This is a genomic window from Stenotrophomonas panacihumi, assembly GCF_001431645.1.
GTDB classification, from domain to species: Bacteria; Pseudomonadota; Gammaproteobacteria; order Xanthomonadales; family Xanthomonadaceae; genus Stenotrophomonas_A; species Stenotrophomonas_A panacihumi.
Genome location: NZ_LLXU01000062.1, coordinates 26,136 through 47,847 on the forward strand (window position 1 = coordinate 26,136; position 21,712 = coordinate 47,847).

Annotated in this window: 16 protein-coding genes; 12 read left to right on the top strand and 4 right to left on the bottom strand. The window is 69.8% G+C overall.

The genetic code is table 11. The features are described from left to right. Positions 1 to 5 precede the first annotated feature (5 nt). The 12 genes from gspM to ARC20_RS06455 all read left to right on the top strand — a co-directional run bounded on the left by gspM (position 6) and on the right by ARC20_RS06455 (position 17,946). Entirely contained in the window at positions 6 to 611 is a 606-nt protein-coding gene (gene gspM, locus ARC20_RS06400; RefSeq protein WP_057645945.1) for a type II secretion system protein GspM, read from the top strand. Then, a complete protein-coding gene (locus tag ARC20_RS06405; protein WP_057645946.1) occupies positions 601 to 1,389 on the top strand; it encodes a hypothetical protein in 789 nt (262 codons plus the stop codon). The genes gspM and ARC20_RS06405 overlap by 11 nt, the downstream gene beginning before the upstream one ends. 9 nt (positions 1,390 to 1,398) lie before the next feature. Beyond that, on the top strand, positions 1,399 to 3,597 hold the full coding sequence (gene gspD, locus ARC20_RS06410) for a type II secretion system secretin GspD (protein WP_057645947.1): 2,199 nt from the start codon (positions 1,399 to 1,401) through the stop codon (positions 3,595 to 3,597). After that, complete coding sequence (locus ARC20_RS06415; RefSeq protein ID WP_057645948.1) at positions 3,594 to 4,451, top strand: glycosyltransferase family 2 protein; 858 nt, start codon at positions 3,594 to 3,596, stop codon at positions 4,449 to 4,451. The genes gspD and ARC20_RS06415 overlap by 4 nt, the downstream gene beginning before the upstream one ends. Beyond that, positions 4,448 to 5,290: a glycosyltransferase family 2 protein gene (locus tag ARC20_RS06420; protein WP_057645949.1), complete on the top strand. Its 843-nt coding sequence runs from the start codon at positions 4,448 to 4,450 to the stop codon at positions 5,288 to 5,290. The genes ARC20_RS06415 and ARC20_RS06420 overlap by 4 nt, the downstream gene beginning before the upstream one ends. Before the next feature lie 51 nt (positions 5,291 to 5,341). After that, positions 5,342 to 6,526, top strand: coding sequence for a nicotinate phosphoribosyltransferase (pncB, locus tag ARC20_RS06425; RefSeq protein WP_057645950.1), 1,185 nt, complete (start codon positions 5,342 to 5,344; stop codon positions 6,524 to 6,526). A 186-nt stretch (positions 6,527 to 6,712) separates the two neighbouring features. Further along, the gene (bcsD, locus tag ARC20_RS06430) at positions 6,713 to 7,168 is read left to right on the top strand and encodes a cellulose biosynthesis protein BcsD (RefSeq protein ID WP_057645951.1); all 456 of its coding nucleotides are present in this window, start codon (positions 6,713 to 6,715) and stop codon (positions 7,166 to 7,168) included. 28 nt (positions 7,169 to 7,196) lie between these two features. Continuing rightward, on the top strand, positions 7,197 to 7,613 hold the full coding sequence (locus ARC20_RS06435) for a hypothetical protein (protein WP_057645952.1): 417 nt from the start codon (positions 7,197 to 7,199) through the stop codon (positions 7,611 to 7,613). 82 nt (positions 7,614 to 7,695) lie between these two features. Beyond that, a complete protein-coding gene (gene bcsA, locus ARC20_RS06440) occupies positions 7,696 to 9,840 on the top strand; it encodes a UDP-forming cellulose synthase catalytic subunit (RefSeq protein WP_057645953.1) in 2,145 nt (714 codons plus the stop codon). Between the two features lie 47 nt (positions 9,841 to 9,887). Then, complete coding sequence (gene bcsB / locus ARC20_RS06445) at positions 9,888 to 12,224, top strand: cellulose biosynthesis cyclic di-GMP-binding regulatory protein BcsB (RefSeq protein ID WP_057645959.1); 2,337 nt, start codon at positions 9,888 to 9,890, stop codon at positions 12,222 to 12,224. Between the two features lie 74 nt (positions 12,225 to 12,298). Beyond that, positions 12,299 to 13,411, top strand: a complete 1,113-nt coding sequence (gene bcsZ, locus ARC20_RS06450) for a cellulose synthase complex periplasmic endoglucanase BcsZ (RefSeq protein ID WP_057645960.1) — start codon at positions 12,299 to 12,301, stop codon at positions 13,409 to 13,411. Then, entirely contained in the window at positions 13,393 to 17,946 is a 4,554-nt protein-coding gene (locus ARC20_RS06455) for a cellulose synthase subunit BcsC-related outer membrane protein (protein ID WP_057645954.1), read from the top strand. Before bcsZ ends, ARC20_RS06455 begins: the two co-directional genes overlap by 19 nt. A gap of 27 nt (positions 17,947 to 17,973) precedes the next feature. Here the strand turns inward: ARC20_RS06455 and ARC20_RS06460 are convergent, their stop codons facing one another. The 4 genes from ARC20_RS06460 to ettA form a co-directional block, all read right to left on the bottom strand. Continuing rightward, entirely contained in the window at positions 17,974 to 18,561 is a 588-nt protein-coding gene (locus ARC20_RS06460) for a mobile mystery protein B (protein WP_057645955.1), read from the bottom strand. Next, positions 18,548 to 19,162: a helix-turn-helix domain-containing protein gene (locus tag ARC20_RS06465; RefSeq protein ID WP_057645956.1), complete on the bottom strand. Its 615-nt coding sequence runs from the start codon at positions 19,160 to 19,162 to the stop codon at positions 18,548 to 18,550. Before ARC20_RS06465 ends, ARC20_RS06460 begins: the two co-directional genes overlap by 14 nt. 7 nt (positions 19,163 to 19,169) lie before the next feature. Then, positions 19,170 to 20,489: an NCS2 family permease gene (locus ARC20_RS06470; RefSeq protein WP_057645961.1), complete on the bottom strand. Its 1,320-nt coding sequence runs from the start codon at positions 20,487 to 20,489 to the stop codon at positions 19,170 to 19,172. A gap of 109 nt (positions 20,490 to 20,598) precedes the next feature. Next, positions 20,599 to 21,712, bottom strand: a 1,114-nt coding sequence (gene ettA / locus ARC20_RS06475; RefSeq protein WP_081418066.1) for an energy-dependent translational throttle protein EttA, incomplete at its 5' end; no start/stop codon positions are given.

Consider the following 21,712-nt stretch of genomic DNA (forward strand, 5'->3'; position numbering starts at 1 on the left):
ATCCAATGCCCGACCTGCGCGAACGCGCCTGGGCGCTGGGCCTGCTGGTGCTGGCGCTGGCCCTGGTCTACGGCCTGCTGGTGCATCCGTTCTTCGTGCAGCCGCTGCTGGCCACCGAGGCGCGCGTGCGCGCCGCGAACGAGCGCGCCCAGCGCGTGCGCGCCGAACTGCAGGAAGCCCCGCGCATCGCCGAACAGTTGCAGCGTGCCCGCGCGCAGCTGGCCGCGCGCCCCGGCTTCCTGCCCGAAGCTTCCGCCGAACTGGCCGTCGCCGGCCTGGTGCAGCGGCTGGAGGCGGTGGTCTCGGAAGCCAGCCCCGGCCATCGCAGCTGCGCGATCAGCAACCGTTCGGCGTTGCCGGCCGACCTGCAGGGGCGCTTCCCCCGCGTGGCCGTGCAGGTACGCCTGCGCTGCGGCACGCCCGAACTGGCCAACGTGCTGCATTCGCTCGAATCCGGCACGCCGGGGTTGTTCGTGGACAACCTCAACGTGCTGGCGCAACGCGCCGCGCTCTCGCCGGGCGACAGCGGCAATGGCCTGGACGTGACGTTCGATCTTTCCGGCTACGTACGCCCCGGCGCAGTCGCCGCGGAGGTCGCCCATGCGCCCTGACGCGATCGGCATGCGGACCTGGTGGCGGGTGGTGTTCGCGGGGTGGGCCGTCATCGTCGCCGTGCTGGCCGGGCTCGGCATGGGCGGCCGCCTGCCGGCCGACGATGCGCCGCTCGCAGCGCGTCCGTTGCCGGCGATCCCGCCGCCGCCGGCACGCCGGCTGGGTGAGCTCTCCGCCTACGCCGCCGTCGCCCAGCGCCCGGTGTTCGCCGAGGACCGGCGCCCGCACCCGTTCTTCCTCGGCGGCAGCGACACCGCCCAGGCCACCGGCCTGCGCCTGACCGGCGTGCTGATGACCCCGCAATTCCAGATGGCCACCATCACCACCGACCAGGGCCGCTCGCTGCGCCTGCGCCTGCAGGGCGACGCGGTGGAGGGCTGGCGCCTGCTCACGCTCTCCCCGCGCAGCGCCACGGTGGAAGGGCCGGGCGGCGTGCGCACGCTGGACATGCAGGTGTTCGACGGCCGCGGCGGCGAAGCCCCGACCGCGTTGCGCGGCGCCGGGCAGGCGAATGCACCGCAGCTGCCGCCTCCGCCGCCGAACGTGATGCCGGTCGCTGCGCCCGTGGCGCCGCCGCCGTCCCCGGCCGCCGCGCCCGTCGTGCAGGCGGCCAACGCGCCGACGCCGGCCGCGCAGGGCGCATCGGCCACGCCGCCGGCGCCCAGCGAGGACCAGCTCAAGGCGATCCGCGAACGCATCGAGGCGCGCCGCCGCGCCTTGCAGCAGCAACAGAATCCGCAGCGCACCGGCGATGCCGCCGTGCCGAAGAACCCGTAGAGTGCCGACATGACGTCACGCGTTGTCCTGATTTCACTCCTCCTGGGCCTGCTGGCCGGCTGCGCAAGCACGCCGACGCCGGACGTGCGCCGCGCGCCGACCCAGCCGCCGCCGCGCACCGCGCCGGTCGCCACCGACGATGCCGGCACCGATGCCGGCCCGCAGCCGGTGATCCGCCGTGGCAGCGGCGAGGTGATCAACCGCGGCGCGGCATCGCGCCCGGCCCCCGCGCTGGCCGCCGCGAGCACCGGCGAGGCCACGTTCAATTTCGAAGGCGAATCGCTGCAGGCGGTGGTCAAGGCCATCCTCGGCGACATGCTCGGGCAGAACTACGTCATCGCCCCCGGCGTGCAGGGCACGGTGACGCTGGCCACGCCCAAGCCGGTGTCGCCGGCGCAGGCGCTGAACCTGCTGGAGATGGTGCTGGGCTGGAACAACGCGCGCATGGTCTACAGCGGCGGGCGCTACAACATCGTGCCCGCCGACCAGGCGCTGGCCGGCACCGTCGCGCCGAGCACCGCGCCGGCGGCGAACGCGCGCGGCTTCGAGGTGCGCGTGGTGCCGCTGCGCTACATCTCCGCCAGCGAGATGAAGAAGATCCTGGAGCCGTATGCGCGGCCGAATGCGATCGTCGGCACCGATGGCTCGCGCAATGTCATCACCCTGGGCGGTACGCGAGCGGAGCTGGAGAACTACCTGCGCACGGTGGAGATCTTCGACGTCGACTGGCTGTCGGGCATGTCGGTGGGCGTGTTCCCGATCCAGTCGGGCAAGGCGCAGGACGTGGCGGCGGACCTGGAAAAAGTGTTCGGCGAGAAGAGCGGCACGCCCAGCGCGGGCATGTTCCGCTTCATGCCGTTGGAGAATGCGAATGCGGTGCTGGTGATCACGCCGCAGTCGCGCTACCTCGACCAGATCCAGCAGTGGCTGGAACGCATCGACAGCGCCGGCGGCGCGCCGCGGCTGTTCTCGTATGAACTGAAGTACATCAAGGCGCGCGAGCTGGCCGACCGGCTGGCCGAGGTGTTCGGGGCCAGCACGCGGGGTGGCAGCGACAACGCCTCGCTCGCACCGGGCGCCACGTCGATGCAGCTGGGCGATTCGCTGGATTCTGCGAGCCTGGGGCGTGATGCCGGCAGCAGCCTGGGTTCGAACAGCAGCAGCGGCTACGGCAGCACGGGCGGCACGGGCAGCAACAGCAGCGGTATCGGCAGCGGCGGCGATTTCACCCTTTCGCCACGCCAGACCGGCAACGGCAGCGTGACGCTGGAAGTGGAGGGCGACCGCGTCGGCGTCTCGGCCGTGGAGGAAACCAACACCCTGCTGGTGCGTGCCGCGCCACAGGCGTGGCGCTCGATCCGCGAGGTGATCGAGAAGCTCGACACCATGCCGATGCAGGTGCATATCGAGGCGCAAGTGGCGGAGGTGAAGCTCACTGGCAAGCTGAGCTACGGCGTGAACTGGTACTTCGAGAATGCCGTTACGGCCGATCCGCCCAACCTGCCTTCCGCACAGGGCCGCAACATCTGGGGCGACATCTCCGGCACCATCGGCAGCGGGGGCCTGGGCTGGACCTTCCTGGGCAAGAACGCCGCGGCGGTGATCTCCGCGCTGGATGAAGTCACAAACGTGCGCTTGCTGCAGACGCCCTCGGTGTTCGTGCGCAACAACGCCGAGGCCACGTTGAACGTCGGCACCAAGGTGCCGATCAACTCGGTGTCGGTGAATACCGGCCTGGGCTCCGACAGCACCTACAGCCAGGTGCAGTACCTGGATACCGGCGTGATCCTCAAGGTGCGCCCGCGCGTGACCCGCGAGGGCACCGTGTTCCTGGATATCGTGCAGGAAGTGAGCTCGGCCGGCGCCGCGCCGGCCAGTTGCGATCCGACCAAATCCACCTGCAATCCGCCCATCGACACGCGTCGCGTCCACACGGAAGCGGCGGTACGCAGTGGCGACACCATCATGCTGGCCGGCCTGATCAGCGATCAGGACGAGGACGGCTCGTCCGGTGTTCCTTTCCTCAGCCGCCTGCCGGTGGTCGGCGCGCTGTTCGGCAAGAAGACGCAGAACGAGACGCGCCAGGAAGTCATCGTCCTGATCACCCCGACCATCGTGAAGGATGCCAACGAGGCGGTGCGGTTCAACGACGAGTACGGCCGCAAGTTCAAGACGCTGGAACCGCTGTACACGCCCGCCAAGCAATGAGTGCCGCCCCGCCCATCGTCCTGCTGCCGGTCGGCACCGACGACCGCGCGCTGGACGCCTGCCTCGGTGCGCTGGAGGCAGGCACGCCGCCGGGCACCCCCGTGTGGCTGGCCGACGACGCGCAGGCGGGCCCGCGTGGCGTGGCGGTGATCGAAGCCTGGCTGGCGCGCACGCGCCTGCAGGCGGATTACACGCGGCGCGAACGGCCGATCGGCGAGGTCGCGCACCTGGATGAAATGCTGCGCGCCTGTGGCGCCGCCGATGTCGTGGTGCTGTCTTCGCAGGCGCAGCCGCTGCCCGGTTGGCTGCGCCAGCTGGAGGCGTGCTTCGCCCGCGATGCCGCCATCGCCAGCGCCACGCCATGGAGCAATGCCGGCGAAGCGGCCGCATGGCCGCGGCTGGGCGAAATCAATCCATTGCCGGATGATCCCGAGCGCTTGGCCGCCGCCTGCGCGGCGATGCCGCCGCTGCACCCGGAGCTGCCCTCGGCCATCTGCCATGCGGTAGCGCTACGCGGCAGCGCCCGCCAGCGTGCCGGCGGGCTGGACGCCAGCAGCTACGGTGCGTGGTACGCGGCGCTGATCGACCTGAGCCTGCGCATGGCCGGGCTCGGCTGGCGCAACGTGCTGTGCGAGACCGCTTTCGTCGCGCGCGAGGAAGAGGGCATGCCCGCCGACGGCGACATGGATGCGCTGGCCACGCGCTGGCCGGCCTGGCATTCGCGCCTGGCGGGCTTTTTGATGGACGACCCGCTCGCGGCGATGCGCACGCAACTGCAACAGCTTTACGAGGCCACGCCGGTCGCCATGCCGCAGCGCGACCTGTTCGGCGAAACCCGAGGGAAAGAGGAATGAATGCAGCCATCGCCGCGCTGGTGGTTACGTACCGCAGCGCGGCCACCATCGACGAATGCCTGTCGCGCTTGCGCGCGGCCGCCGAGGTGGCCGAGATCCGCGTGGTCGACAACGATTCGGACGACGACACGCTCAGCGTCGTGCAGCGCCATGCCATCGAGGATGCGCGCGTGCACTTCATCGCCAACCCGGACAACCCCGGCTTCGCCACCGCCTGCAACCAGGGCGCGGCGGATTCACACGCGCCGTGGCTGGTGTTCATCAACCCGGACCTGATGGTCGCGGCGGATACGCTTTCGCAGCTGCGCGCGCGCGCCGAAGCGCTCGGCGTGCCCGCGCTGCTCGGCGTGGAGCAGGTGGACGAACACGGCGAGCCCGATGGCGCGGTGCGCCGTCGCGACCCGGACTTCGCCGCGATGCTGCGCGCGCCGCGCCGCGGTGCGCAGCTGGCGGTGCCGGCCGACCCTTCGCTGGCGTTGCAGCCGGTGGAGGCCATCTCCGGTGCGTTGATGCTGATGCCACGCAGCCTGTTCGATGGCATCGGCGGCTGGGATGCCGGCTACCGCCTGCATGCCGAGGACCTCGACCTGTGCCGCCGCGCGCGCCAGGCCGGGGCGATGGTGGCGGTCGCCAACGACCTGCGCGTGGTGCACCTGCGCGGTGTCTCGAGCCGCTCGCGGCCGTTCTTCGTCGAATGGCACAAGCATCGCGGGCTGTGGCGCTATTTCCGCAAGTTCGAAGCGCCCCGGCGCAGCTTGCCGGTGCGCGCCGGCGTGTGGCTGGCAATCTGGGCGCATGCGGCCGCGCAGGTGCCGCGCCTGCTGCGGCGTGCCGGGTAGGGGCGCGGCGGGCACGCGGCGCCTGCACATCGACCGGGTCATAATCTCCCCATGATCATCACCTCGCTGCTCGACACCGACCTGTACAAATTCACCATGATGCAGGCGGTGCTGCACCAGCACCCCGGCGCGCAGGTCGAATACCGCTTCAAGTGCCGCACGCCGGGCATCGACCTGGCGCGGTACATCGACGAGATCTCCACCGAGATCGACCTGCTGTGCGAGCTGCGCTTCCAGCCCGACGAGCTGGCCTACCTGCGCGCGATGCGTTTCATCAAGCCGGACTTCGTCGACTTCCTCGGCCTGTTCCACCTGGACCGCAAGTACCTCACCCTGCGGCCCTCGCGCCAGGTGGAGGGCGAGATCGAGCTGATCATCCGCGGCCCGTGGCTGCACACGATCCTGTTCGAAGTGCCGCTGCTGGCGATCATCAACGAGGTCTGGTTCCGCAACACCAGCCAGCCGGATTTCGAGGAAGGGCGCCGCCGCCTGCAGGCCAAGGTCGCGCGGCTGGCCGCGCCCGGCTACGAGGATTGCCGCGTCGCCGATTACGGCACCCGCCGGCGCTATTCGCGGCAGTGGCACGGCGAACTGCTGCCGCTGCTGCGCGAGGGCTGGGGCGAACGCTTCGTCGGCACCAGCAACGTGTACTTCGCCCGCCGCTACGGCATGACCCCGCTGGGCACGATGGCCCACGAATACCTGCAGGCGTTCCAGGCGCTGGGCCCGCGCCTGCGCGATTCGCAGGTGGCGGCGCTGGAGTCTTGGGCGCGCGAGTACCGCGGCGACCTGGGCATCGCGCTGTCGGACGTGGTCGGCCTGGATGCCTTCCTGCGCGACTTCGACCTGTACTTCTGCAAGCTGTTCGACGGCATGCGCCACGACTCGGGCGACCCGTTCGTGTGGGGCGAGCGCATCCTGGACCACCTGCAGCAGCACCGCGTGGACCCGCGCGGCAAGGTGCTGGTCTTCAGCGACGGCCTGAACATCGAGCGGGTGATGGGCCTGTTCGACCACTTCAAGGGCCGCTGCCGGTTGTCCTTCGGTGTCGGTACCCACCTGACCAACGACCTGGGGCCGGAGCCGCTGCAGATCGTCATCAAGATGGTCCGATGCAATGGCCAACCGGTGGCCAAACTGAGCGATTCACCCGGCAAGAGCATGTGCGACGACCCGGGCTACCTGCGCTACCTGCGGCAGGTGTTCGAGGTCCAGGACACCCCCGACGCCGAGTGACGCGCAGCGGCGTTTTTTGCCGCACTGCGACCAGTCAAGGTGAAATTTCGCAACCCGATAGGGTAAAGTGCGATCCAATTCTCAATTGTGCACTGCACAGCGTCGTGTTTGGCACCGCGCTTGCATATGTTTGACCCGTACCGGGGGCATGATGCCCGGTGCACCCCCACGCAGCACGGTTCAGGCATGACTTCGTTCGATCCTTCAACGCTGTTTCGCGCCCGCGGCTGTTCCCGGCAATGGCTCGGTTTCGTCCGTGCCCTGGCCGAGGAGTTCGCCGCCGAACTCCCCGAGCATGAGCTGGCCACCCTGATGGCCCGCATCGGGCGCCGCTTTGCCCATCGCCATCCGATCGGCGAATGCGTGGCGCTCGGCGAGGTCGAGACCGCGGCCAACCGGATCTGGGGCGAGGTCGAATGGGGCCAGTGCCGCATGGAAGAGCAGGCCGGCAGCGTGGAGATCACCCACGCCGCCCCGCCGCTGGCCGTGGCCTTGACGGGCATGGACTGGAGCGACGGCTTCCTGGCGGGGGTGTATGAGGGGTGGTTCCAGCAACTGGGGATGCTGGCGGGGCTGGCGGTGAACGCCGAACGCCCGCCGGCGCCGGATCTGCGCCGGCTGCGGCTGGCGCGGGCGGTGTAGGCGCGGTGTACACATCTTGGGGGCAAGAATGAACGACAAGCACAAGCAAGCACAGGAAGAGGCACTGGACGACGTCGACCGCCTGTTCGCCCGCCTGGGCAGCAAGGGGGCCGACGAGTACCGTGATTTCGTGCCGGGCAAGCTGCCCACGCGCGAAGCGGCGGTCGAAGCGTTGCAGGTGCCGGTGGAAGCGGTGAAGTCGGCCGAAGCGAAGGCGCCGGAAGCGCCCGCGGTCGAACCGCCGTCGATGCCGCCGCCGCCGTCGCCGCCGATCCTGGCCGCGATCCGGCCGCTGCGGTCCGAGCAGGTGCAGGTGCAGGCGCAAGTGCAGAAAAGCCCGGTGGGGGCGCCGGCGACCGAACTGGACGCGTTGTTCCAGCGTCTGCTGCAGGCCGATGCCGCTCCGGCGGCGTCCGGGCCGCTGCGGCGCATGTTCGGGCGCTGAAACGGCGGGTCGGGCGAGGGCCCGGCGGGACTGAAAGATCGGCGCGACCGCGCGCCACGGGTGCTGTCATAAGGAACGTTTGATGAGTATCGCCACCGCGCCGCGCTCCGGCACGCTGTTGCCCAGGCTTGCGACCTGGACTCTCTGGCTGCTGGGCGCGCTGCTGCTGGTGTTCGTGGTGGCGGTGCCGATGGACGTGGCCCAGCAGATGATCTTCTCGGCCGTGCTGTTCGTCGTGGCGCTGTTCCTGCGCCGGCGCGGCGGGCGGGTGGTCGTGCTGATGATGATGGGCATGTCGCTGGCGGTGTCCTCGCGCTACATGTGGTGGCGCCTGACCGAGACCATGGGCGTGGGCGGCGTGGTCGACCTGGTGCTCGGCCTGGGCCTGGTGGCCGCCGAGCTGTACGCCTTCGTGATCCTGGTGCTGGGCTTCTTCCAGGTGCTCTGGCCGCTGAACCGCAAGCCGGTGCCGCTGCCGGCCGACCAGCGCGAATGGCCGACCGTGGACGTGTTCATCCCGACCTACAACGAGCCGCTGTCGGTGGTGCGCACCACCGTGCTGGCGGCCACGGTGATGGACTGGCCGTCGGACAAGATCAACGTGCACGTGCTCGACGACGGCCGCCGGCCGGAGTTCCGCGAGTTCTGCGAACAGGTCGGCGTGCACTACGTCACCCGCACCAACAACTTCCACGCCAAGGCCGGCAACATCAATGCCGCGCTGAAGAAGGCCAAGGGCGAATACGTCGCCATCTTCGACTGCGACCACATTCCCACCCGCTCGTTCCTGCAGGTGGCGATGGGCTGGTTCCTGCGCGACCCCAAGCTGGCGGTGGTGCAGACCCCGCACTACTTCTTCTCCGCCGACCCGTTCGAGCGCAACCTCGGCACGCACGGCAAGGTGCCCAACGAGGGCGAGCTGTTCTACGGCCTGCTGCAGGACGGCAACGACCAGTGGGACGCGACGTTCTTCTGCGGCTCATGCACCGTGATCAAGCGCGGCCCGCTCGACGAGATCGGCGGCGTGGCCGTGGAGACGGTGACCGAGGACGCGCATACCGCGCTGAAGCTGCACCGCCGCGGCTACCGCAGCGCCTACCTGGCGATCCCGCAGGCCGCCGGCCTGGCGACGGAGAGCCTGTCGGGCCACGTCGCGCAGCGCATCCGCTGGGCGCGCGGCATGGCGCAGATCGCGCGCCTGGACAACCCGTTGTTCGGCAAGGGCCTGCGGATATCGCAGCGGCTGTGCTACCTCAACGCGATGCTGCACTTCTTCTACGGCCTGCCGCGCATCATCTACCTGACCGCGCCGCTGGCCTTCCTGTTCTTCGGCGCGCATGTCATCCATGCCTCGGCGCTGATGATCCTGGCCTACGCGCTGCCGCACATCTTCCAGGCCAACCTCACCAACATCCGCGTGCAGGGCAAGTATCGCCACCTGCTGTGGAACGAGGTCTACGAGACCACGCTGGCGTGGTACATCCTGCGCCCGACGCTGGTGTCGTTCATCAACCCCAAGCTCGGCAAGTTCAACGTGACGCCGAAGGGCGGCCTGGTGCAGCGCGGCTACTTCGACTCGCAGATTGCCAAGCCCTACCTGTTCCTGCTGGTGCTCAACCTGGCCGGCATCGCCGCCGGCATCATGCGCTGGAGCTTCGCCAGCGATGCCGGCGAGCTGCACACCATCTGGTTCAACCTGGGCTGGACGGTCTACAACATGCTGCTGCTCGGCGCGACCATCGCCACCGCCAGCGAGACGCGCCAGGTGCGCCGCTCGCACCGCGTGCCGCTGGATGCGCCGGTGAGCGTGCGCCTGGCCGATGGCACGCTGCTGGAAGGCCGCACGATCAACTTCTCCACCGGCGGCATGGCGATCCGGCTGGACCAGCCGCAGCCCATCGAGCCGGGCATGAACGTGCAGATCGGCCTGCGCCACCGCGGCGTGGAGCAGCCGCTGCCGGCCATCGTGCGGCATGACCGCGACGGCCAGATCAGCATCGAATTCGCGCAGATGGACCTGGAGCAGGAGCGCTGGCTGGTCGCCTGCACGTTCGCGCGCGCCGACCTGTGGCTGGGCCAGTGGGGCCAGCACGACCGCGATTCGTTCCTGCGTTCGGTCGGCCAGGTGCTCGGCGCGAGCATGCGCGGCTTCCGCCGCCTCGGCCAGCACAGCATCAGCAGCCTGCGGCGCGGGTTCCGCCCCGTCGGCCACGAAGAGGGCGCGTGAGCATGCCCGTTTCCGTCGTTCCTCCTTCTTTGACCAAGATGATCCCGATGCGACTCGTATCCGCCACCGCCGCCTGCCTGTTGACCGTGGCCGCGGGCCTGGCCTGCGCGCAGCCCGCGCCGACGCCTGCGCCCGCCCAGGACCCCGCCGCGCAAAATCCGCAGGCCGTGCCCGCCGTGGCCGGCACGCCCGACATGCCGGCCGCGCCGCCGGCCTCGGCGAGCACGCGCACGCAAACGCTGCGCGAACTGGGCATCGACTACGAGATCACCCTGCGCGGCATCCACGGCAACGCTGGCGTGCCGTTCGGCGTGCGCACCGATGAACTGGTCAACGCCGCCCAGCTGCACCTGCGCTACAGCTACTCGCCCTCGCTGCTGCCCGACCTCTCGCACCTGAAGGTGACGGTCAACGGCGTGACCGTGGCGACGCTGCCCACCCCGCAGGCCGATGCCGGCAAGGCGCTCAGCGCCGATATCCCGATCGACCCGCGCGTGGTCTCCGATTACAACCAGATCAACCTGGAGCTGATCGGCCACTACACCCGCGAGTGCGAAGACCCGGACCACACCAGCCTGTGGGCGAACATCGACGCGGCCAACAGCTCGCTCAGCCTGACCACCACGCCGGTGGCGCTGGCCGACAACCTGGCGATGCTGCCGGTGCCGTTCTTCGACGAACACGACGTGCGCCCGCTCAACCTGCCGTTCCACTTCGCGCAGCGGCCGGACATGGCCACGCTGCAGGCGGCTGGCATCGTGTCCTCGTGGTTCGGTGCGCTGGCCGGCTATCGCGGGGCGAGCTTCCCGGTGTCCACCGGCACGCTGCCGGCCTCGGGCAACACGGTGGTGTTCGCCACGCCCGACACGCTGCCGACGCTGCTGGCCGGCGTCACCGGTTCGCTGCCGGACATCCACGGCCCGACCGTGGCCATCATGAGCCACCCGACCGACCCGAACGCCAAGCTGCTGCTGGTGCTCGGCCGCAACGCCGGCGAGCTGGCCAAGGCGGCCACCGCCCTGGCGCTGCGCGCGCCGCTGACCGGCGCGGTGGCGCAGGTGGGCGACCTGGCGCAGCCGGACGCGCGCAAGCCGTACGACGCGCCGAAGTGGGTGAGCAGCGAGCGCCCGGTGTACTTCCGCGAACTGGTCGACCGCCCCGAGCGGCTCAACGTCACCGGCTACCACCCGGACCTGATCCGCGTCGGCCTGCAGCTGCCGCCGGACCTGTTCGTGTGGCGCAGCGACGGCATCCCGGTGTCGCTGAAGTACCGCTACACGGTGCCCGAAGCGAACGACCAGTCGGCGCTGAACATCAGCATCAACGACAACTTCGTCACCACGTTGCCGTTGAACGGGCATCCGTATGCGCAGTCGCTGCCGCTGCGCTGGTGGCGTGGCCTGGGCGAGCGCGGCGCGATGCCGATCCGCCAGGACCTGGAGCTGCCGACCGGCACGTTCTCGGCCAACAGCCAGCTGCGCTTCCACTACTTCTTCGACCGCCCGCAGGCCGAGGCGTGCAAGAACACGTTCCCGGACGTGGCCGGTGCGATCGACGGCGATTCGAGCATCGATCTGCGCTCGTTCCCGCACTACATGGCGATGCCGAACCTGGCCGCGTTCGGCAATGCCGGCTTCCCGTTCACCCGCCTGGCCGACCTGTCCGAATCGGCGATCGTGCTGCCGGACAACCCGAGCGAGGCCGACTTCGGCAACGTGCTCAACCTGCTCGGCAAGCTCGGCGCCGTGACCGGCTACCCGACGCTGCGCGCGACGCTGGCCACGCCGGCCGAGGCCAAGCAGCGCGATGCGAACCGCGACCTGATCGTGCTCGGCTCGCCGACGACCCAGCCGCTGCTGCGCGAATGGGCGCAGTACCTGCCGGTGGGCGAGGGCGCCAACGGCCGCCGGTTCCGCCTGAGCGACTGGCTGCTGGACAAGCTGCCGGGGTTCCTGTCCTTCGATGCGCGCCGCACCGACCTGCCGACCACCGCCGAGGTCAGCGTCAATCCGCAGCCCAACGACGTGCTGCTGATGGGCCTGCAATCGCCGCTGGACCGCGACCGCAGCGTGGTGGTGCTGCAGGCCGACGACCCCAGCAACCTGGCGCGCCTGTTCGAGGCCTGGGCCGACCCGGTGCGGCTGGCCAAGTTCCAGGGCAGCGTGGTGCTGCTGCAGGACGACAAGGTCACCAGCCTGGCGGGCAACCAGACGTACTACATCGGCCACCTGCCGCTGCCGACCTGGCTGCGCTGGTACTTCTCCAACCACCCGATCTGGCTCGGCGTGGCGGTGGTGATCCTGTGCCTGCTGCTGGCCCTGGCCGCGCGCGTGCTGCTGCGCCTGCATTCGGCGATCCGCCTGCGCGAGGGACGCGGCAAGTGACGAAAGGCTCGCCTCCGCGCGATCCTGCGCGCCGCCGCTGGCTCGGCGGCGCGCTTGCGTTGGCCGCGGGCGCGATGGTGCAGCGTGCCGGTGCGGTGAGCTTGCCGCCATGCCCGGCCGCCGCGGCATGGCCGTACTGGCAGGCGTTCTCGGCCAGGCACATCCAGCCGGATGGCCGCGTGGTGGATTTCGCCACGCCCGACCAGCGCAGCACCTCCGAAGGACAGTCTTACGGGCTGTTCTTCGCGCTGGTGAACAACGACCAGCCGCTGTTCGAGCGCATCCTCGGCTGGACCCGCCAGAACCTGATGGATGGCCGGCCGTACGAGATGCTGCCGGCCTGGCTGTGGGGCCGCGCGGCCGATGGCCAGTGGCGCGTGCTCGACGAGAACAACGCCACCGATTCGGACCTGTGGATTTCCTATTGCCTGCTCGAAGCCGGGCGGCTGTGGGAGCGCGCCGGTTACGTGAGCGCGGGCCTGCGCAAGCTGCAGCTGGTGCGCGAGCAGGTGCTGGCCAAGGTGCCGGGCCTGGGCCAGATGCTGTTGCCCGGCCGCACCGGCTTCCATGCCGGGACGCGCTGGACGTTCAATCCTTCCTACGTGCCGCTGCAGTTGCTGCGGCGCTTCGCCTCGGCCGACCCCAAGGGCCCGTGGCGGTCGATGATCGCCGGCAGCGCGCGGATGATTTCCGGCAGCGCGCCGGTGGGGTTCGCCGCCGACTGGATCGGCTGGGACGGCAGCGCATTCGGCATCGACCCGGCCAAGGGACCGCTCGGCAGCTACGACGCAATCCGCGTGTACCTGTGGGCCGGCATGCTCGACCGCGCCGATCCGCTGCGCGCCAACCTGCTGCGTGACCTCTCCGGCCCGGCGCAGATGCTGCGCGCGCAGGGCACGTTCGCCGAGAAGATCGACGTGCAGCGGGGTGTCGGCACCGGCAATGCGCCGGTCGGCTTCGCCGCGGCCCTGCTGCCGTACCTCAGCGCGCTCGGCGAGGGCGCGCTGCTCAAGACCCAGCAACAGCGCGTTCCCGCCGCCAATTCAGCCGCGGCCAACGCGCTGCCCTACTACGAGCGCAACCTGGTGCTGTTTGGCCAGGGCTGGCTCGAAAACCGTTACCGTTTTGCCGCAGACGGGCGCCTGCTGCCTGCCTGGAGACTGAAACCATGCTCCGCCACAACCTGAAGCCGCTTTACCTCGCCGGGATGATCGAACTGTGCCTGCTGGCCACGCCGGCGCACGCGCAGAGCGCGACCCAGCAGCTGGTCAACCAGGGCAACTACTGGCACGACCAGGGCCGCGACGACCTCGCCGCCGACACCTGGCGCAAGTTGCTCAACATCGATCCCAACCAGCCGGACGCGCTGCTCGGCCTGGGCCAGATCGAATTCGCCCAGGGCAAGAGCGCCGACGCGCGCAAGCGCCTGGCGCAATTGCAGGCCGCGCATCCGAACTCGCCGCAGGCCCAGCGCCTTCGACTGGTGATCGGTGGCAATGCCGGCGCGGCCGGCGGTGGCGCCGACCCGCACCTGGCCAACGCGCGCCGCGCGGCGGCGGCGGGACGCTACGTGGAAGCGGTGCGCGAATACGAAGCCAGCTTCAACGGCAAGGCACCGCCGTCCAACGTGGCGCTGGAGTACTACCAGTCGCTGGCCGGCACGCCGCAGGGCTGGGAAAAGGCCCGCGACGGCCTGGCCCGCCTCAAGGCCAGCGAGCCGGACAACGCCGGCGTCGCGCTGGCGCTCGCGCAGGTGCTGACCTATCGCGAGCCGACCCGCCGCGAGGGCATCGCCCAGCTGCGCACGCTGAGCACGCGCGCCGATATCGGCGGCCCCGCACGCAACGGCTGGCGCCAGGCGCTGCTGTGGCTCAACGCCGGCCAGGGCGATGCGGATCTCTACCAGGCGTGGTTGAACGCCAATCCGAACGATGCCGAAGTCGCCGCCAAGCTCACCCAGTTGCGCGAGCGCCGCACGGCGGCCACCGCGCAGGATGCGGAAGGCGTGGCGCTGGGCGAAGGATTCAAGGCGCTCAATGCCGGCAATCTCGCCACCGCCGAGCAGCGCTTCACCCAGGTGCTGCGCGCGCGTCCGCGCGACAGCGAGGCGCTGGGTGGCCTGGGCTCGGTGCGCCTGCGCCAGCAGCGCTTCTCCGAGGCGCAGGAACTCCTGCGCCCGGCCGCGGCGGCCAACGGCAAGTGGAACAGCGCCTACAACAGCGCGCGTTACTGGCTGCAGCTGCAGCAGGCCGACGCCGCGCGCCAGCGCGGGGATATCGCCCAGGCCACCAGCCTGGCGCAGGCAGCGGTGAAGCTGCAGCCGAACGAGCCCGCCGGCTACGCCGCGCTGGGCAACCTGCAGACTGGCAGCGATGCGCAGGCCGCCGAGGCGAGCTTCCGCAAGGCGCTGTCGCTGGATGCCGACAACGCCGCCGCCCTGCAGGGCCTGGTCGCGCTGTACAGCCGCCAGGGCCGCATGCAGGAAGCGACCGACCTGTTCAACCGCCTGCCCACCGCCCAGCGCCAGCAGGCCGGCGGCGAGGCGATGCTGCGCTCCAACGTGCAGCGCGCCAAGGCGCGCCAGGCGCTGGAAGCCGGCGATGCGGTCACCGCGCAGACCGAACTGGAAGGCGCGATGGTCGAACGCCCGGGCGATCCGTGGATCCGCCTGGACCTGGCTCGCCTGTACCTGCAGGCCGGTCGCCCGGACCAGGCGCGCAGCGTGATGGATGGCCTGCTCGCCGTGCACGGCGACACCGCCGAGGCGCAGTACGCCAACGCGCTGTACGCGCAGGAAACCAGTGATTGGGGCTCGGCCTACGCCAGCCTCGAACGCATTCCCGCGGCCTCGCGCACGCCGGAGATGACGCGCCTGCGCAACATCGCGTGGGTGGAGCAGCAGGCACGCACCGCGCGCGGACTGCAGCAGCAGGGCCGTGCCGGCGAGGCGCAGGCGCTGCTGTCGCGTACCGAAGCCGCGCTCGGCGACCAGATCGATGACCCGCAGCTGCTGGCCGCGCTGGCCGGTGCATGGGCCGACAGCGGCAATTCCTCGCGCGCGCTGACGCTGGCGCAGCGCCTGGTCACCACCGGCAACCCCGGCACCGAACAGCGCCTGCAGTACGCGAGCGTGCTGCTGCGCGCGCACCAGGATGCCGAGCTGTCCGCCGTGCTGCGCCAGCTCCACGACACGACGATGACGCCGGAGCAGCTACGCCGCTACCAGTCGCTGCGCAGTGGCTACGTGCTGCGTCAGGTCGATGCCCTGCGCGAGCTGGGCAACCTGGAAGGGGCTTACGACGCGCTGGCGCCGATCCTCGCCCAGCAGCCGCAGGATCCCGATGCGCTGTCCGCGCTCGCGCGCCTGTATGCCAGCGCTGGCGACCAGCGCCAGGCGCTGGTGATCTACCAGCAGATCCTGCAGCGCCAGCCGAACGATCTCGATGTGCTGGTCGCCGCGGCCAACAGTGCGGCCGCGCAGCAGGACCTGGACAGCGCCGAGGTGTACCTGCAGCGTGCGCTCACGCAGGCGCCGCAGTCGCCGGACGTGCTCGCCGCGGCCGGCCGCGTGTATCGCGCGGCAGGCAAGAATCGCAAGGCCGAGCAGTATTTCCGTGCGTCGCTGGCCGCGCAGCAGCGTGATGCCGGCCAGCTCGACAACAACCTGCCCGGTGCGCGTGGTCCGGCCGCGTATGCGTCGGCCGCCCGCCCGCTAAATCCTTTCGCCGGCATGACCGGCCCGATGCGGGGCTCGGCGGCGGTGCTGTCCGATGCCACGCCGTATCCGGCCACGCTGCCGCCACCGGCGGCCTATCCCGCCGCGCCCGCGGCGACGTACGCGGCGGCCCCGGCCTATGCCGCCGCCGTGCCCGCGCCGGCGTATGTGCCGCCGGCGCCGAGCGGCGGGGCTTATGCCAGCGATGGCGACCTGCCGCCGCCGGTGAGCGCTTCCTCCGCGCCGATGATGGCGGCCCTGCCGGTGCCGGGCCAGGCTGCCCGGGTGCCGGCGCCGGCCTATGCCGCGGGCGTCGCGCCGATCGGCCGTGGCGGCGAAGCGCGCGCGCAGGCGTTGCCGCCGCGTCGCAGCGGCAACACGGTGCTCGACGAACTGCGCGAAGTGCAGGCCGACAACAGCAGCCAGATTGCCGGTGGCGCGATCTACCGCGCCCGCGACGGCGAGTCCGGCCTGGGCCAGCTCGATGACATCGAAATGCCGGTGCAGGCGGAGTTCGCCGTGGGCGACGGCAAGCTCGGTGTCAGCGTGACGCCGACGCTCATCGACGCCGGCGCGGTGCCGACCGACTACAACGTCGCCAGCCGTTTCGGCGGTGGGCCGGCGGCCGCGATTTCCGACGCGCTCGCCACCGATCCCACCCAGATCGACAACCTCGTCGGCACCACGCTCTACCAGGGGCTGCTGACCACCGGCAACAACGCCGCCACCCGCAACTACATCTACGAAGCGGCGGTGGCCAATGGCGATTTCCAGACCCTGTACAACGAAGCCGAAGGCGATACCGCCGCCGAGCGTCGCCAGGCCGCGCTCGATGCGCTGTATGCGCAGCCGCTGTCGCAGTACCTGCTGTCCAACAACCTCTCGGCGCTGAGCATCGGCACCATCGCCACGCAGCTGCTCAATGATCCCTCGCTGCGCGCCGATCTCGACGCCGCCAGCCAGGCGCAGCTGCTGGTGCTCTCGCAGAGCGCGGCTGCCACGCAGACGCCGGTGCAGTTCCGCGACGCGCTGTATTCGATGGCCGCCAACGGCACCGCCTCGCGTCGCCTCAGCCAGGACGACAGCGGTGTCGGCGTGGCGGTGAGCTATCGCAATGGCGGCTTCTCGGCCGATATCGGCAGCACGCCGATCGGCTTCCAGCAGCAGAACATCGTCGGTGGCGTGGGCTGGCGCGGGGAGATCGGCGACAACCTGACCTACTCGGCGCAGGGCTCGCGGCGCGCGGTGAACGACAGCGTGCTGTCCTTCGCCGGCACAGAGGATGTGCGTACCGGCAGGGAGTGGGGCGGCGTGACCAGCAACGGCCTGGCAGTGTCGGCCACGCTGGATAACGGCCTGCTCGGCGGCTACGCCAACCTGGCCGCGCACCGGCTGACCGGTCGCAACGTGGCCGACAACGACCATCGACAGGTCGACCTCGGTTTCTACGTGCACGCACTGGAAACCGACAACCAGTCGCTCACCGCCGGCGTCAACCTGACGGCGATGCAGTACGACAAGAACCTCAGCGGCTTCACCTACGGCCAGGGCGGTTACTTCAGCCCGCAGGATTACTTCGACCTGGGCTTCCCGGTGCACTGGACCGGCCGTTCGGCCAGCCAGAAGGTCAACTGGCGGCTGGATGCCAGCGTCGGCGTGCAGCACTTCCGCACCGACGACTCGCCGTACTTCCCGACCGACCCGACGCTGCAGCAGTCGGCCTACGACGCCGCTTCGCTGGCGGCGATGCTGGGCCTGACGGACCGCTACGTGGCGCCGGTGTACCTGGGCGAAAGCAAGACCGGCGTGTCGTACAACGTCTCGGGCGCGGCGGAATGGCAGGTTGCCCCGCAGCTGTTCCTCGGTGGCCGCCTGACCTTCAACAACGCGCGTGACTACAACCAGTTCAACACCAACCTGTACCTGCGTTTCGTCCTCGACCGCCTCGGCGCGGCGCTGGGCAAGGCGCCGCAGGTGGTGACCTCGCCGTACGCGAGCGATTACTGATGGCGCCGGCCGGCCCCCGCGGCCGGCTCATTGCCTGACGAAGGCGGCCAGCGGCGCGAAGTCGCCGCGGTCCGCCGCGCGGATCGCGGCGATATAGAGGGCGCGGACTTCCTCCGCGGCCAGCGTGCTCCCCCAGCTGAAGCGCGGCAGGCCGTGCTGCTCCAGGTAGTAGTCGGCCATCAGCCGTGAACAGCGGCCATTGCCGTTGGGGAACGGATGGATCCAGGCCAGGCGGTGATGCAGCCGCCACGCCTGTTCTTCGAGCGGATAGGTCTCGTGCGTGCGCCAGGCTGCGCTGTCGTCGAATAACTGTGCCAATTGCGTGCTGATCTGGTGCGGGGCGATGCCGATGTTGCGTTCCGTTCGACGATAACGGCCCGCCCACTGCCAGACCTGCCCGAACATCGCCTTGTGCAGGCCGCGCAGGAAGGCTTCGTCGGCGACGGTGTGGCCGCGACGCAGGGCATTCGCGGCCCATCCATATGCGCGGACGATGTTCGCGCTTTCCACCGCGTCGAGGTCGCCGCGCGTGGCGACCCAGCGCGGGATCAATCCCTCCGCTTCATCCGGATCGAGCGGGGTCTGGCCCTCCTCAAGTGATTCATCTGCCGCCATGCTCCGTGTCGTCTGGCTTCCATAGCGCCCGGTCGGGCACGCACCGCTCCGCCTCGCGCAGGAGATCGCGCGTCGTGTAGGCCACGGACGGCTCCTGTGCTTCCAGGCGCATATGTTGGCGGGTGCGTTCATGCATCGACATCAGGATTTCCACCCTTCGCGTATCGACCATCTCCTGCAAACCGCGTCTGGGAACCAGCGCATAGACGAGGTCGCAATCCAGTGCGGCGGCGGCGCGTTGCAGCGTGTCCAGCTGCACGGTGCCGCGTTGCTCGCTGGCTTCGAGCTTGGCGGCCGAGGCGCGGGTGATCCGCAGTCGATGGGCGAAATCCTGTACGGACATGCCGAGCGCTTCTCGGATGGCGGCGATCCACCCGCCGGCGGGGATGGCGCGGGTGCGGGCGGGCAACTCGCGCAGGTGCGTGCCGGTTTCGTCCAGGCGCAGGCGGGCGAGGGCGGTCAGGTCAGTGGCGGAAGTGGAGCGGGGCATGGCGGCGTCTCGCGGAACCTGACGCCAGTGTATGCCTATAGGGAGGCATTCGTGATCGAAAAAGATGCCTTTGGGCTTCAATTGATTCGCGGGAAAGATGCCCAGGGGCATCTTAATTTCAGCCCAGCGCATACCTCAGCACGAACAACCCGGCGACCAGCCACACCGCGGCATGCACCTCGCGCCATCGCCCGGTGCCGACCTTGAGCACGGCGTAGGCGATGAAGCCGAACGCCAACCCGTTGGCGATCGAATAGGTAAACGGCATGGCCAGCGCACACAACGCGGCGGGGACCGATTCGGTGAGGTCGGCCCAGTGCACGTCGACCAGCTCCCGCAGCATCAGCCCGGCAACGAACAGCAGCGCGGGCGCAGTGGCATAGCCCGGCACCATGGCCGCGAGGGGCGAGAACAGCAGGGCCGCCAGGAACAGCAGCGCCACCACCAGCGCGGTGAGTCCGGTGCGGCCACCGGCCTGCACGCCGGACGCGCTTTCCGCGTAGGCCGTGGTGCTGCTGGTGCCCAGCAGCGAGCCGGCCACGATCGCCGTGCTGTCGGCCAGCAGCGCGCGGCCGAAGCGGCGTTGCCCATCAGGCAGTTGCAGCAGGCCCGCGCGCCCGGTGACGCCGTACAGCGTACCGGTGGCATCGAACACCTCGACCAGCACGAACACCAGCACCACCTGCATCAACACGGTCAGCGGCGCGCCGCCGTCGTGGTGCAGCAGGCCCGGCAGATCGAGCTGGAGGAACGTGGGCGCCAGGCTCGGCGGCAGCGACACCAGCCCGTGGTACTGCACGTCGCCCGCCAGCCAGCCGCCGGCGGTGACGGACAGGATGCCGATCAGGATCGCGCCGCGCACGCCGCGGGCTTCCAGCACCGCGATGAGCAGGAAGCCGGCCAGCGCGAGCAGCGGCGGCGCGCTGTGCAACGGCCCCAGCGCCACCAGCGTGTCGGCATTGCCGACGATCACGCCGGACTTCTGCAGCGCGATGATCGCCAGGAACAGGCCGATGCCGGCCACGATGGCCGCGCGCAGCGAGGGCGGAATGCCGGCCACCAGCCACGCACGCACGCCGGTCAGCGAGAGCGCCATGAACACCAGGCCGGAGATGAACACCGCCGCCAGCGCCTGCTGCCAGGGCAGGCCCGCCGCGCCGACCACCGTGAAGGCGAAGAACGCATTCAAGCCCATGCCCGGCGCCATGCCGACCGGGAAGTTCGCGGCCAGCGCCATGATGGCCGAGCCCAGCGCGGCGGCCAGGCAGGTCGCCACGAACACCGCGCCGGGATCCATGCCGGTGGTGGCGAGGATGTCGGGATTGACGAAGACGATGTAGGACATCGTCAGGAAGGTGGTCAGGCCGGCGAGCCCTTCGGTACGCACCGAAGTGCCGTGCGCGCGGAGCCGGAAGACGCGCTCGAGGAAGTCGGACATGCGCAGGACCTGTAGGAGCGGCTTCAGCCGCGACGCGCCCGCCATGATGCCCGAGGCGACCGCGGAGGATGCGAAGAAAAAGGGCGCCCTGAAGGCGCCCTTTCCAGTCTTACTTCAGCGCCTTGAAGCGCAGGCGGTGCGGACCGGCATCGTCGCCGAGGCGACGCTTCTTGTCCTCTTCGTACTCGCGGTAGTTGCCCTGGAAGAATTCCACGTGCGAGTCGCCCTCGAAGGCGATGATGTGCGTGGCGATGCGGTCCAGGAACCAGCGATCATGGCTGATGACGAACGTGTTGCCCGGGAACTCCAGCAGCGCGTCTTCCAGCGCGCGCAGGGTTTCGATGTCCAGGTCGTTGGACGGTTCGTCGAGCAGCAGCACGTTGCCGCCCTGCAGCAGGGTCTTGGCCATGTGCAGGCGGCCGCGCTCACCACCGGACAGCGAGCCGACCATCTTCTGCTGGTCCTGGCCCTTGAAGTTGAAGCGGCCGATGTAGGCGCGCGACTGGATCTCCACGCCGTTGATGTTGAGGATGTCCAGGCCGCCGGAGACTTCCTGGAACACGTTGTGGTTGCCTTCCAGCTTCTCGCGGCTCTGGTCGACGTAGGACAGCTTGACGGTCGGGCCGACCACGATCTCGCCCGAATCCGGCTTCTCCTGCCCGGTGATCATCTTGAACAGCGTCGACTTGCCGGCGCCGTTCGGGCCGATGATGCCGACGATGGCGCCCGGCGGGATGATCATCGACAGGTTGTCGATCAGCAGGCGGTCGCCGAACTTCTTGGAGACGTTCTTGAACTCCATCACCGAGTTGCCCAGGCGCTCGCCCGGCGGGATGAAGATTTCATTGGTCTCGTTGCGCTTCTGGTAGTCGACCGACTGCAGTTCTTCCAGGCGGGCCAGGCGGGCCTTGCCCTTGGTGCGGCCGCCCTTGGCGTTCTGCCGCGACCACTCCAGTTCCTTCTGGATCGCCTTCTGGCGCGCCTTCTCCTGGTTGTCTTCCTGCTTCAGGCGCTCGTCCTTCTGCATCAGCCACTGGGTGTAGTTGCCCTTCCACGGAATGCCGCGGCCGCGGTCCAGTTCCAGGATCCACTCGGCGGCGTTGTCGAGGAAGTAGCGGTCATGGGTGACGGCCACCACGGTGCCGGTATAGCGGGCCAGGAACTGCTCCAGCCACTCCACGGACTCGGCGTCGAGGTGGTTGGTCGGTTCGTCGAGCAGCAGC